14 protein-coding genes and 1 pseudogene are annotated in these 12,514 nt (G+C 64.7%); 7 read left to right on the forward strand and 8 right to left on the reverse strand.

Features of this window, described 5'->3' with window-relative positions:
• Position 1 precedes the first annotated feature (1 nt).
• On the forward strand, positions 2 to 2,995 hold the full coding sequence (locus P5703_RS22465; protein ID WP_003089110.1) for a Tn3 family transposase: 2,994 nt from the start codon (positions 2 to 4) through the stop codon (positions 2,993 to 2,995).
• A gap of 12 nt (positions 2,996 to 3,007) precedes the next feature.
• On the opposite strand, the gene P5703_RS22470 is transcribed toward P5703_RS22465, so the two are convergent.
• From P5703_RS22470 to P5703_RS22480, 3 genes are read right to left on the reverse strand one after another with little or no spacing between them, the layout of a single operon-like run.
• Positions 3,008 to 3,220 (reverse strand): GDCCVxC domain-containing (seleno)protein, encoded by a 213-nt coding sequence (locus P5703_RS22470; protein ID WP_003089113.1) that lies wholly within the window; start codon positions 3,218 to 3,220, stop codon positions 3,008 to 3,010.
• A gap of 7 nt (positions 3,221 to 3,227) precedes the next feature.
• Positions 3,228 to 3,503, reverse strand: a complete 276-nt coding sequence (merP, locus tag P5703_RS22475; protein WP_003150552.1) for a mercury resistance system periplasmic binding protein MerP — start codon at positions 3,501 to 3,503, stop codon at positions 3,228 to 3,230.
• A 12-nt stretch (positions 3,504 to 3,515) separates the two neighbouring features.
• The gene (locus P5703_RS22480) at positions 3,516 to 3,866 is read right to left on the reverse strand and encodes a mercuric transporter MerT family protein (protein ID WP_003089115.1); all 351 of its coding nucleotides are present in this window, start codon (positions 3,864 to 3,866) and stop codon (positions 3,516 to 3,518) included.
• A 74-nt stretch (positions 3,867 to 3,940) separates the two neighbouring features.
• On the opposite strand from P5703_RS22480, the gene merR reads away from it, so the two are divergent.
• Positions 3,941 to 4,339, forward strand: coding sequence for a mercury resistance transcriptional regulator MerR (merR, locus tag P5703_RS22485; RefSeq protein ID WP_003089120.1), 399 nt, complete (start codon positions 3,941 to 3,943; stop codon positions 4,337 to 4,339).
• Positions 4,340 to 4,432: 93 nt separating this feature from the next.
• Here the strand turns inward: merR and P5703_RS22490 are convergent.
• The 3 genes and pseudogenes from P5703_RS22490 to P5703_RS22500 all read right to left on the reverse strand — a co-directional run.
• Positions 4,433 to 4,909, reverse strand: a pseudogene (locus tag P5703_RS22490) (response regulator); the annotation flags it as partial.
• Between the two features lie 63 nt (positions 4,910 to 4,972).
• Positions 4,973 to 5,449 (reverse strand): response regulator, encoded by a 477-nt coding sequence (locus tag P5703_RS22495; RefSeq protein WP_013984520.1) that lies wholly within the window; start codon positions 5,447 to 5,449, stop codon positions 4,973 to 4,975.
• Complete coding sequence (locus P5703_RS22500; RefSeq protein WP_285589933.1) at positions 5,449 to 7,719, reverse strand: ATP-binding protein; 2,271 nt, start codon at positions 7,717 to 7,719, stop codon at positions 5,449 to 5,451. Before P5703_RS22500 ends, P5703_RS22495 begins: the two co-directional genes overlap by 1 nt.
• 231 nt (positions 7,720 to 7,950) lie before the next feature.
• On the opposite strand from P5703_RS22500, the gene P5703_RS22505 reads away from it, so the two are divergent.
• The gene (locus P5703_RS22505) at positions 7,951 to 8,358 is read left to right on the forward strand and encodes an SMI1/KNR4 family protein (protein ID WP_285589936.1); all 408 of its coding nucleotides are present in this window, start codon (positions 7,951 to 7,953) and stop codon (positions 8,356 to 8,358) included.
• Between the two features lie 80 nt (positions 8,359 to 8,438).
• Positions 8,439 to 8,813 carry a DUF3301 domain-containing protein gene (locus P5703_RS22510; protein WP_011915181.1) on the forward strand — a complete coding sequence of 125 codons (375 nt, stop codon included), beginning with the start codon at positions 8,439 to 8,441 and terminating at the stop codon, positions 8,811 to 8,813.
• Positions 8,814 to 8,818: 5 nt separating this feature from the next.
• Here P5703_RS22510 and P5703_RS22515 read toward each other — a convergent pair whose 3' ends face one another.
• Positions 8,819 to 9,787: a CobW family GTP-binding protein gene (locus P5703_RS22515; protein WP_472996759.1), complete on the reverse strand. Its 969-nt coding sequence runs from the start codon at positions 9,785 to 9,787 to the stop codon at positions 8,819 to 8,821.
• Between the two features lie 89 nt (positions 9,788 to 9,876).
• On the opposite strand from P5703_RS22515, the gene P5703_RS22520 reads away from it, so the two are divergent.
• Positions 9,877 to 10,239 carry a hypothetical protein gene (locus tag P5703_RS22520; protein WP_014598135.1) on the forward strand — a complete coding sequence of 121 codons (363 nt, stop codon included), beginning with the start codon at positions 9,877 to 9,879 and terminating at the stop codon, positions 10,237 to 10,239.
• 42 nt (positions 10,240 to 10,281) lie between these two features.
• Here the strand turns inward: P5703_RS22520 and P5703_RS22525 are convergent, their stop codons facing one another.
• On the reverse strand, positions 10,282 to 10,812 hold the full coding sequence (locus P5703_RS22525; RefSeq protein WP_014598134.1) for a DUF3617 domain-containing protein: 531 nt from the start codon (positions 10,810 to 10,812) through the stop codon (positions 10,282 to 10,284).
• A 165-nt stretch (positions 10,813 to 10,977) separates the two neighbouring features.
• Here P5703_RS22525 and P5703_RS22530 point away from each other — a divergent pair, with 165 nt between their 5' ends.
• Positions 10,978 to 11,493 carry a sigma-70 family RNA polymerase sigma factor gene (locus P5703_RS22530; protein WP_285589946.1) on the forward strand — a complete coding sequence of 172 codons (516 nt, stop codon included), beginning with the start codon at positions 10,978 to 10,980 and terminating at the stop codon, positions 11,491 to 11,493.
• Positions 11,493 to 12,455, forward strand: coding sequence for a FecR domain-containing protein (locus tag P5703_RS22535; protein WP_020308368.1), 963 nt, complete (start codon positions 11,493 to 11,495; stop codon positions 12,453 to 12,455). The genes P5703_RS22530 and P5703_RS22535 overlap by 1 nt, the downstream gene beginning before the upstream one ends.
• Positions 12,456 to 12,514 lie beyond the last annotated feature (59 nt).

Raw genomic sequence — 12,514 nt, forward strand, 5'->3', positions numbered from 1 at the left:
AATGCCGGTCGGTTTTCTGACTCAAGAGCAACGCGACGGTTTTGGCCGCTATGTTGATTCGCCCAGCCGTGAAGAGCTGGAACGTTACTTCCACCTGAGCGATGAAGACCGTGAAGCCATCCAGGTGCTGCGGGGTAGCCATAACCGTCTGGGTTATGCCGTTCTGCTGACCACCGTCCGCTTCGTTGGCGTTCTGCCGGACAAGCCCGCCGCCGTGCCGGTGGAAGTCCTGCAGGTGCTTTGCCGACAACTGGCGATTCCAGACCCCGACTGCCTCCAGCGCTATAGCGATCATCGCCGCTGGATACATGCCACCGATATTCAGAACCGCTTTGGCTATCGTCATTTCACCGATCCGGGCATCGGCTTTCGCTTGAGCCGCTGGCTGTATGCCCTCTGCTGGACGGGCACCGACCGGCCGGGAGTGCTGTTTGAGCGAGCCACCTCGTGGCTGTTCACACAGAAAGTCCTCCTGCCTGGTGTGTCTCAACTAGAGCGCTTTATCGCCCAGTTGCGCAGTCGGGTCGAAGAACGCCTCTGGTTTACGCTGGGCCGCAGCGTGACTGAGGAACAGCGATTGCAACTGCAAGACTTGCTGACGGTGGCCGAAGGCAACCGCAGCTCCCGGCTGGATCAATTGCGCTCCGGCCCGGTCATGGTCAGTGGCCCCGCGTTGATTCGGGCACTGCGCCGGCTCGATGACGTGCGCGGCATCGGCATCACCTTGCCGGCGGCGGCGCACATCCCTCCCAGCCGTATCGCCGCCCTGGCCCGCTTCGCCAACACGGCCAAGGTCACCGCGATTAATCGGCTGCCGGCGTCGCGGCGGATGGCGACACTGGTGGCCTTCGCACTCTGCCTGGAGGCGACTGCGCACGACGACGCACTGGAAGTCCTGGAGGCCTTGCTGCGCGACCTGTTCAGCAACGCGGAGAAGGCCGACAAGAAAGCCCGCATGCGCAGCCTGAAAGACCTGGATCGGTCGGCCGCGACGCTCGCCGCCGCGTGCAAGGTCGTGCTGGACAGCTCGATCAGCGATGACAACGTGCGCGCCCGGCTGTTCAACGACCTGCCGAGGACCACCCTGGAAAAGGCCCTGGAAGAGGTCAACGCGCTGATCCGCCCGGTAGATGACGTCTATTTTCTTGCATTGGAAGCGCGCTACCGCAGCGTGCGCCGCTTCCTGCCCGACCTGCTCAAGCACATCCGCTTCGGCTTCAGCCCGGCCGGCAAGGGCGTGGCGGCTAGTCTGGAGTGGCTGCAACTGAACCTGCCGCGCCGGAAGCCAGAGGATGACGCGCCGCAGGAGATCGTGGCCAAGGCTTGGCAGAAGCACATCACCCGCGAAGATGGCTCCCTCGACATGGGTGCCTATGTGTTCTGCACGCTCGATGCGCTGCGCACGGCCCTGCGCCGCCGCGATGTCTTCGTCTCGCCCAGTTGGCGCTATGCCGACCCGCGCCTTGGCCTGCTCGACGGTGCCGAATGGCTGGCGGCGCGACCGATCATCTGCCGGTCACTGGGCCTGACCATCGACGCCAAAACCACCCTGGACGCCTTGTCCGTCGAGCTGGATGCAACCTGGCTGGCAGTAGCCGCGCGCCTGCCCGACAACCCGGCGATTCAACTGAGCGAGAACACCGAGGGCAAGACCGAACTGTCGCTCGGGGCGCTGGACAAGCTGGACGAGCCCTGCTCGTTGCTGCAACTGCGGGCGGCCGTGTCTGACCTGATGCCGCGTGTCGATCTGCCGGAAATCCTCTTGGAAATCGCCGCCCGCACTGGCTTTTCCGAGGCCTTCACCCATGTCTCCGAACGCAATGCACGCGCCGACAACCTGGTCACCAGCCTCTGCGCGGTGCTGTTGGGCGGGGCCTGCAACACCGGCCTGGAGCCCTTGATCCGCACCGACAACCCGGCGCTGCGCCGTGACCGGCTGTCCTGGGTCAGCCAGAATTATATCCGCGACGACACCCTGTCAGCGGCTAACGCCATCCTGGTCGGAGCGCAAAGCCAACTGGAACTGGCCCAAGTCTGGGGTGGCGGCGAGGTCGCCTCCGCCGATGGCATGCGCTTCGTCGTACCGGTGCGCACCGTGCATGCCGGCCCCAATCCGAAGTATTTCGGCACCGGCCGGGGTGTCACCTGGTACAACCTGATTTCCGACCAATTCTCCGGCCTCAACGCCATCACCGTGCCCGGCACGCTGCGCGACAGCCTGGTGTTGCTGGCGGTCGTGCTGGAACAGCAGACCGAGTTGCAGCCGACGCAAATCATGACCGACACCGGGGCCTACAGCGATGTGGTGTTCGGGCTCTTCCGCCTACTTGGCTACCACTTCAGTCCGCGGCTGGCCGATGTCGGCGGTACCCGCTTCTGGCGCACGCGCCCGGACGCGGACTACGGCAAGCTCAACGGGCTGGCCCGCCAGTCGGTCAAACTCGACCTGATCGCCGAGCACTGGGACGACCTGCTGCGCCTGGCCGGCTCGCTCAAACTCGGCCGGGTGCCGGCGACTGGCATCATGCGCACGCTGCAAACGGGAGATAGACCCACCCGGCTGGCCCAGGCGCTGGCCGAATTCGGGCGGATCGAAAAGACTCTGCACACGTTGACCTATATCGACGACGAGTCCAAGCGCCGCGCCACCCTGACCCAGTTGAACCGAGGCGAAGGCCGGCACAGCCTGGCCCGCGCCGTGTTCCACGGCAAACGCGGCGAGCTCCGCCAGCGCTACCGCGAAGGCCAGGAAGACCAGCTCGGTGCTCTGGGCCTGGTGGTGAACATCATCGTGCTGTGGAACACCCTCTACATGACGGCGGCCGTGGAACGGCTCAAGCAGCACGGCTATCCAGTGCTGGAAGAGGATTTGGCCCGGCTATCGCCGCTGATCTACGAGCACATCAACATGCTCGGGCGGTATTCCTTTGCGGTACCGGAAGAAGTTGCGCGCGGCGAGCTGCGGCCACTGCGTAATCCAGACGACGACCTGTGATCCCCCTAAACGCTATGAGCAACACCCAAGCTGCTGCTGGATCGGCGGGCACTTCACCGAGCCGAACGAACAGAAAACGCAGCAATCCCCTGGGTTGGGGCGCAGCAGCGCCTTGCAGTTGCTGCACTCGTAATAGAACTGGCAGGCGTCCGTGGGCATGGTTTCCGGCTTGGCGAAGCCGCAGCGCGGGCAAGTCAGCACGGACTCAAGGACAATGGCGCTCATCGTGACCTCACTTCTGCACTGTGGAGGGGTATCCCGCGTTCGCGGTCGCCTCAGTCAGTGCCTCGGGCTGGGCCTTATCGGGATCGTAGGTGACGGTCGCCGTCTTCTGGTCGAAATTGACCTGGACGTCACTCACGCCGGACACCTTCTCCAGCGACTTCTTGACCGTGATCGGACAGAGTCCGCACGTCATGTTCTGCACGTCGAGCGTGACGGTTTTCGGGGGAGCCGCCAGCGCCACGAAGGGCAAGGCGAAAAGCACGGCGATCAGCAGTTTGCGCATGGTTAATCTCCTTCAGTAGAACAGCGGGGCGAGCCACGGCACGGCCAATAGGCCGAGCAGCAGCACGCTGACGATCCAGAACACGAGTCGCTGTCGCACGAGCGTGCGCGGATCGGCGCAGGGTGTACCTGGCGTACAAACCTGTGGCACCAGGTAGAGCTTGCGGAATGCCAATCCCAGGAACAGTAGAGTCAACCCGATGAAGAGGGGGCGTAGTGGCTCCATCATGGTCAGAGCGCCCACCCACGTACCGCCGACACCGAGTGCCAACAGCACCAGTGGCCCGACACAGCACACCGACGCACCGATGGCGGTCAGCGAACTCGCGACCAGCGAGCCTTTCCCGGTGAGTTGCATCCCCATTCCCATCTCCTGAGCCTGATTGCCTAGGTGCTATTCTAAACTCCGTACCAAAGTACGGAATCAAGGAGAAAGTGATGGCCACAGAGCTGACCATTGGCAAGCTGGCAGACGCCGCCGGGGTGAACGTCGAGACGATCCGCTACTACCAGCGACGCGGGCTGCTGGATGAACCAGCCAAACCCTTGGGTGGCCATCGGCGCTATCCGGTGGACATGGTGAAGCGACTGCGTTTCATCAAGCGGGCTCAGGCGCTGGGTTTCACGCTCTCGGAAGTCGGTGGACTGCTGACGCTGGATGAGTCGTGCGCCTGTGCCGAAACGCGAGCACGGGCTGCACGCAAGCTCGCGTTGATCGAGCAGAAGATGGCCGACTTGGTCGTCATGCAGCAACTGTTAGGCGAACTGGTGCAGCAATGTGATGCGGGAGACGGCGGAACGATCTGCCCGATCATCGAGGCACTGATCAGAGAGTAATGCCTGGCGGGTGAGCTGGAGATCGGAAAGCCCCTTTACGGTGGGATTCAGAGCTTACGTTGGTTTTTGGTTCCATTGCTCCCCAAACCCCTAGTCCCACATGCCCAGCCGCGCGGCATCGATCGCCAGGCGCGCGCGCACTTCCACCTCGCGCAGCGCCTGTTCGGCCTGCAGACGCCGGCGGCGCTCGTTGACCTCGCCCAACGCTCGTTCCACGGCCTTGGGCAGAAAGCCGAGGTTCTGCTTTAGCACGTAGTCGACGGCGCCGGAGCGCATCATGTTTACCGCGTGCTCTTCGCTGAACACGCCGGAAAGGAAGATGAAGGGGGTCTGCGGGGCGAGCCTTCGGGCCTCCTGCAGCGCCTGGCTGCCGGAGAAACCGGGCAGGATGAAATCCGCCAGGATCAGATCGAAGCGGCGTCGCTGTAACGCTTCGACCACCCCGGCGTGGTTGTAGACCAGCTCCGTCTGCAAGGTGTAGCCGCTGCGTTCCAGCGCCAGCTGGGCCAGTTCGGCATCATGCCGGCTGTCCTCGATGAACAGGACACTGATGTTCTTTGACGCTGGCATATCCGTCCTGTCGAGGGAGCAGGGATCGTCGAAACGGTCCGCCAGGCAAGGCGGACCGTTTCGTTATGAGTTCTTTTCTTCTTTGTTGCGCGCACGCTTGAGCCGCAGGGAGCCCGGCGGCGGTTCGTTGAGCACGGCCCAGAAGATGCCGAGATCGGAGATTGCGGCGACAAAATCCTTGAATTCGACCGGTTTGACCACGTAAGCGTTCACCCCGAGCTCGTAAGCCTTCATCAGGTCGGGCTCTTCCCTCGAGGAGGTCAGCATGACCACCGGAATACTGCGCAGCTCGGTGGTCTCGCGCACGGTCTTGAGCACTTCCAGTCCGTCGACCTTCGGCAGTTTCAGGTCCAGCAGCAGGACGGCCGGGTTTCCATCGGCGCGGTCGGCGTAGGCGCCGGTGCGCTGCAGATAGCTCAGCGCCTCGGCGCCGTCTCGCATCACCACCACGTCGTTGGCCAGCTGGCTGCGCTCCAGGGCGATCAGCGTCAGTTCCAGGTCGTGGGGGTTGTCCTCCACCAGCAGTATCGGTTTCAGCATCAGATGTCTCGGTCCAGGAGGGACGATGTGTAAGTCAGTTTAGGCAGTGCGAAATAGAAGGTGGCGCCCTTGTCCAGCTGGCCCTCGGCCCACACGCGGCCATCGTGGCGCTCGACGATGCGCCGCACGCTGGCCAGGCCGATGCCGGTGCCCTCGAACTCTTCCATGCGATGCAGGTGCTGGAATACGCCGAACAGCTTGCCGGCATATTGCATGTCGAAGCCGACACCGTTGTCCCGCACGTAGACCACGACCTCGCCCGAGCGCTGTTCTGCGCCGACCTCGATGACCGCGACGTCGCGGGTCCGGCTGTACTTCACCGCGTTGTCGATGAGGTTGCGTAGCACCATGTGAATGAAGGCGGCATCGGCGACGACGATCGGCATCGGCAGCAGGTGCCATTCGATCTGTCGCCCCTCGCAGTCCGGCGCCAGCTCCTCGCGAATCGAGGCGACCAGCGCACCGAGGTCGACGTCCGACAGGCGCAGGGCGGCGCGGCCCATCTGCGAGAAGCTCAGCAGGTTGTCGACCAGTGTGCCGGCGAAACGTGCGGCGTCGGCGATATTGTCGAGAAAGCGCATGCCGCGCTCGCTGAGCTGGCTGCTTTCCATTTCTCCGAGCAGTTCGGTATAGCCGGCGATATGCCGCAGTGGCGCTCGCAGGTCGTGGGACACGCTGTAGGAGAAGGCCTCCAGTTCCTTGTTGCTGGCGCGCAGCTCGCCGGCCAGCTGGGCCATTTCCTCGGCCTTGCGCAGCACGATGCCAAGCACCGCGTTGCGCAACTCCAGCGCGCCTTCGATTTCGACCTGATCCCAGGCATGCGAGTAACCGCGCAGCGTCTCCTGCCAGCGTTCGAAACTGTGGCGGGGGCTGAGCGCACCGCTGATGCGATCGATCTGCTTCTCCGGCTGGCCGGCCCAGTTCACGGTCTTGACCTGCTCGCGGCGGAACCAGATCAGATAATGGGCGTGCAGCCGGGAAATGGAGATGGCCATGACGCCGGCACAATGCTCGGCCAGCGCGGGCAGGTGCGGAATGTCGCGGCTGACGCAGTCGCTCTGGAAGACCAGCTGGTCATGCCGTTGGCCCAGCCAGTGGGCGAGCTGCATGATCAGTTCGCTGTCCGGCGCATCGCCAACGGTCTCGCAGTTGTCAGCGGAAATCACGGCCGCGCCTTCGGCCTTGGCGAAGCCGAGCACCACCTCGGGCGCCTGGCGAAAGCCCTCCACCACGCTGTCGCGGTCGGCCATGGCCGACAGCAGGTGGACGATCTGCTGACGCAGTTGCAGCTTGCGCTGCGCCAGGGTCTCGGTTTCCCTGGCCTGGATCTGCAGGGCAAGGATGCGGCCGAGCAGCTCGCAGGCGGTACGGGTCTGGTAGCTGACCTGCCGTGGCTGGGCATCGTGGCAGGAGATCAATCCCCACAGGCGGTCGCGGATGACGATGGAAATGGACATCGACGCCAGCGTGCCCATGTTGCGCATGTACTGCAGGTGCACCGGAGAGACGCTGCGCAAGGCGGAAAAACTCAGGTCCAGTGGCGTGCCGGAAGTCGGATTCAGGGTCGGCACCAGGGGCGACGGCTGGTAGTTGGCGTCCTGGATCACGCGAATCAGGTTGTCGCGGTACAGGCGCCGGGCCTGCTGCGGAATGTCCGCCGCCGGGAAGCACAGGCCCAGATAGGACGGGTAGCCGGGGTTGGCGACTTCGGCCAGGACCAGGCCGTTGTCTTCGGCATCGAAACGGTATGCCTTGACGCGCCCGAAGCCGGTGATGCGCTTGACCTCTTCGACCGCATGCTGACACAGCGCTTCGAGTTCGCGGGCTTCCTGCAGGCGGGACACGAAGGTGCGCATCAACGGATACAGCGCCTGGTAGGCCTGGCCAGAGTTGCCGGCGCGCTCGAACTCGAGGATCAGCTGGCCCTGGTGCCGGTGCGCCATCAGCGCCAGGAGCAGGTCACCCGCGCCCGGCAGGGTGAGCTGTACGTCGCTCAGGTGGAACGGGTTGTGATCGCCATCCTGCAGCGCCGGCAGGCCGGCCTGGATACGCTCGATCGGCAGCAGGGCCGACAGCGGTTGCCCGAGCAGCTGACGCGCCTCGACGTCCAGCCAGTCGCGCACGTTCTCGCTGGCCTGCTGAATGCGCAAGTCGGGCTCGCTGACCACCAGCAGGAAGCCGTGCGGCTGGATGCTGCCCGGAATATGGATGGGCTCATCGGCACATCGGTCGATCGCCTCGAGCAGGTCCTGGGCTTCGGTAGTGCTCATTGTGTGTGTCCTTGTTCTGGTCTCGTCCGGACCGGAGGTGACGGGCAGGCACCAATGCAAGTTGCTACCTAATGTCGGCGACTATGCGGTTGATCGCGCTGAATCAGTGGGAAACGCAAATAGCAGAGCGTATTGCTCGGTCAGGCACTTTAACCCGACAGAACTGGCTCGCCAATCCGGCGGGCTGTATAAACGGAGCCTGGCGCTGGGGCATTACGACAGGAGGTGGAGATGGAAGAGGTCATCGAACAGCTGCGCGAACTCAGCGAGCCGGTTCCGGTGCCGCTGGAGCTGCCGGACGACGATCTGCTGGTGGAGATCGAGGAGCAGTTGCTGATCAACCTGCCGTTCGGCCTGCGCGAATTCCTCCTGCAGGTCAGCGATGTCATCTATGGACGCCTGGAGCCGGTCACCGCTACCGACCCGCAGTCGCATACCTATCTGCCGGAAGTCGCCGCCAACGCCTGGGACGCCGGCGTGCCGCGCGATCTCATCCCGATCTGCCAGGATGGACGCGACTATTACGTGGTCGATCTGGATGGGCAGGTCACCCTGTGGGATGGCGACGATGGCGAGCTGACCGAGGAGAGCTGGGAATCGGTCTGGCACTGGGCGCGCGATGTCTGGCTGGAAAGCTGACGGATGTTCGACGGCATCCACAGGGTAGCCGGGCGGCGACCTGCTAAGCTGGGCGCCCGCTGGCCACACGGGCGCACGCCATGCTGACGCTGGGTAATCTGTTCCTGTTCATGTTGCTGGCCGCCGCAGGCGCCTGGCTCTGGCATTCCCATGGCATTCGCGAGCGTGCCCTGCAGGCGGTGCGTCGGCATTGCGACAAGCTGGATGTCGAGCTGCTCGATGGCAACGTCGCCTTTCGCAAGCTGACGCTGCTGCCGGATGCCCGCGGCCGCCGCAGGCTCGCGCGGATCTATGGCTTCGAGTTCACCGTCACCGGCGAGCAGCGCCATCCCGGCAGCATCGTCATGTTCGGGGCACAGGTCGGCCGTATCGAGCTGGCGGCTCATCCGTTCCGGCCGGCCGACGAGCCGGGCCGCGTGATCCAGCTCGATGACTGGCGTCGCTCGCGCGACTGAGCGCCTCAATCGGCGATCCGGCAGGCCTGCAGGCCGCGTTCCAGTTCCAGCTGATCCTGCGGTTCGCTGAAGATCAGTTCGAGTCGGGAATCGCGCCGCCACTCGCTGGGGCGAAACGCCAGTGTCTGACCCTCGACGGCATTGGCCGACTGCCAGCCGTTGCCGCCGTGGATCACCAGCTTGGCGCGCTGCCAGGGCCATTGCGCCAGCCATTGCGCGATACGGTCGAGGTCCAGTCGCTGGCTCGGGTGCCAGCGCCAGCCGATGCTCCAGGCGTTTGGCGTCGCCTGTACCTGGCAAATCGCCTTGCTCGTATCGAGCCAGACCTGGTTCAGCGCAGGCGCCCCATTCGGCAGGCTGATCGGTTGCCCGGATTCGCTGGCGCGTGCACCGATGCCTGGCAGTCGATCGATTGGCAGCTGGCCCTGGGTCGTCCAGTACAGCGGGCGCTCCGGTAGCTGGCGGACCAGCGCCTGGCGGCTTGGATCGTCGAGCCCCTCGCTCTTGTTCAGCAGCAACAGGCCGGCATCGGGCAGGGCTTGCCGCTGGCTGTCGGGCAGCGCCTCACCGCGATGCAGCGCGGCGGCATCGAGCACCAGTACGCTGGGCTGCACCGCCAGCACGCGCTGCCAGGGTGGTTGACGCAGCTGGCGCAGCAGTTCGGCTGGATGGCCCAGCCCGGACGGTTCGATCAGCAGGCGATCCGGCCGGGCCTTGCGCAGCAGGCGCGCCAGGCCGACCTGAAAGGGCAGACCGTTGACACAGCACAGGCAGCCGCCCGGAATTTCCGCCATTGTCACGCCGTCCGTGTCAGGACCGAGCAGCGCAGCGTCCAGGCCGATCTGGCCGAATTCGTTGATCAGCACCGCCCAGCGCTCGTCGGCCGGCTTTTGCGTCAGCAGTTGGTGGATCAGGCTGGTCTTGCCGGCGCCCAGCGGGCCGCCGACCAGATGAGTGGGGATCTGTTCGAGCATGGCGGCTATGGTGCGCATTTTGCGACGCCGCTGAAAGAGGCAGCGTCGCCGCGTGCTAAAGTCGGCGCCGTTTTCCGGAGGATGCCGACATGCGATTACCGATCTTGCTGACCCTGCTGTGCAGCGCTGGCGTTGCGCAGCAAGCCATGGCCGAAGCCTGCGTCATCCGCAGCCATGACGATCGGGTGGCGGTAACGCTCTGCCAGGCCAACGGCAACATACCCAACGAGCTGTTTCGCAGCGGCTTCTGCCAGCCGGAGCTGAAAGGCCAGCAGGTCGAGGTGGAGTTCGTCGAGCAATGCCCGGACGGCGCCTTCGGCATCTGCCGCGACGCTCAGGTGTCAAACATGCCGTACCGGCAGGACATTCACTATTACGGCGTGGCCAGCGATGCGCGCTTTCTGCAACCGGCCTGCGAGCAGAACAGTCAGGGCCGTTGGCAGGCGCAATAAGCGCAGCCCAGCAGGCATGGGGGTTTCACGTGGAACCTCGAGTCAGCGTGCCGGCTTCAGCGTGCCGCAATCGTCGGCAATCCAGCGCGCATGGGACTCAATCCGTGAGCTGCCGGTTTCAGTGCCCTGGCGGTATTCGCTGTCCACGGTGCTGACGAACTCCTTGTCGCTGATAAAGCGTGTCTCGCCCTGGCCACGGGCGTCGGGGCATTCGAAACGGAACTTCCAGAGCTTGTCGCCACGCTCGGTGATTTCCTGAGTGCACGCCGGATCGTCCTTGAAGGGCAACTCGTCCGCCTCGACCTGGGCCTTGCTCAGGCAGATCTGCACGCCCTTGCCGCCGAGCTTTACTCCCTGGGCGGCGAGCATCTCTTCCATCATCCGCCGCTGGTCCGCCGGCAGGTTCTGCATCTGCTCCAGCATCGCGTCCATACCGGGCATCTGCTGGCCATCGACCTGGATATCGCCACTGCTGAATTCCCACAGGCCGGGGAGGATCTTCGGTTGCGCATGCGCCGGCAGCAGCGTCAGCGACAGGAGGGAGAGGGCGGCCAGGCGCGGCAGGTAGGTCATGGTTCGAGCTCCGATTCGGTGATGCTTTTCAGCCTAGTCGAGCCTGAACCAGACGGTAGCCTGATCCACCTTCGACGGCTGAATGGCGCCGTGCAGCGGTTACCCGTGGATTTATGTTGTTGAGAAGCGTTAGCATTCACCGCTGCAGCGCTCATGGGAGGCCGCATGGCAACAGAAGGTATGCTTCGGCAGCAGATGCTGCATCGGTTCTACGCTGATCACCACGGCTGGTTGAATGGCTGGCTGCGCCGTCAGCTCGGCTGTAGTCAGCGTGCGGCCGACCTCGTGCAGGACACCTTCGTGCGGGTGCTGAGCAAGGACGACGACATGGCTGCGATCCGCGAACCCCGGGCCTATCTGCACACCATCGCCAAGGGCCTGTTGATCAACCATTGGCGCCGCCGGCAGATCGAGCAGGCCTATCTGGATGCATTGGCACTGCAACCGGAGCCGGTGGCACCGTCGCCGGAGTCCCAGGCGCTGATTGTCGAAACCCTGCTGCGGATCGATGCCATGCTGGCGCAGCTGCCCACCAGGGTGCGCAGCGCTTTCCTCATGTCGCAGCTGCACGGCATGACCTACGCGGCTATCGCCACCGAATTGGGCGTATCCGAGCGCATGGTGAAGAAGTACATGGCGCAGGCCATGCTGCATTGCCTGATGCTGGTAGCGGAGGACTGATGGGCAGCGACTACCGCGTGTTGCAGCAGGCTGCCGAATGGTTCGCCCTGCTGCAGTCCGGCTCGGTCAGCGCCAGCGAGCGCCGCGCGTGGGCGGCATGGCTGGAGCAGCCGGAACACGCCCAGGCGTGGGCGAAGGTCGAGCGCATCAGCGGCCAGTTTCAGCCGCTGACCAGCGACGCCATCGGCCGAGCCGCCGGGGCCATGCTGCAGCAACGGCAGTCGACCCGGCGGCAGGCGTTGAAGGTGCTCTCGGTGCTCTGCGGTGGCGCAGTCCTGACCGTCGCCGGCGGTGCGCTGCCCTGGCAGCGTTGGGCGGCCGATGAGCGCACCGCCGTCGGTGAGGTCCGTGATCTGCGCTTGGCCGATGGCACCCGGCTTTGGCTGAACACCGACTCGGCGCTGGATATCCGCTCCGACGCGAAGGAGCGGAGGCTGGCGCTGCAGCATGGCGAACTGCTGATCGACGCGCCCGCCAGCCGGCGCGGACGACCGTTGGTGTTGAGCAGTCGCGAGGGGCATGTGCGCAGCGAGCAGGCCGCGCGCTTTTCGCTGCGCCAGGAGGAAGGGCGCACGCGTCTCAGCGTGTTCGCTGGCGTCGTGGACATTCAACTCGAGGGTTTCGGCGTGACCAGCGTGCCTGCCGGCCAGCAGGCTGCGTTCGACCGTCGCCATGTCGGGCCGCTGGCTGCTGCGCGCGCCGAGCACCAGGCTTGGGCGACCGGGGTGCTGCTGGCCGACAACCAGCGTCTCGAGGACTTCCTCGCCGAACTGTCGCGCTATCGCCACGGCTACCTCGGTTGCGATCCACGGATCGCCGATCTGCGTGTGGTCGGGGCGTTCCCGCTGGCCGATACCGACCGTGTACTGCAAGCCCTTGCCGCTACGTTGCCTGTGCGCATCGAGCGGCGCATGGCCTGGTGGGTCAGCCTGGAACCGTTGCCCAAGCAGGCAGGCGTCTGAGCCAACGCTTACGCGAATAAAAAATATTCGCATCTGCAGTTCCCTTTCCGAATTCTCGC

It is taken from the genome of Stutzerimonas sp. FeSN7, assembly GCF_030263795.1.
Taxonomy (GTDB): Bacteria; Pseudomonadota; Gammaproteobacteria; order Pseudomonadales; family Pseudomonadaceae; genus Stutzerimonas; species Stutzerimonas stutzeri.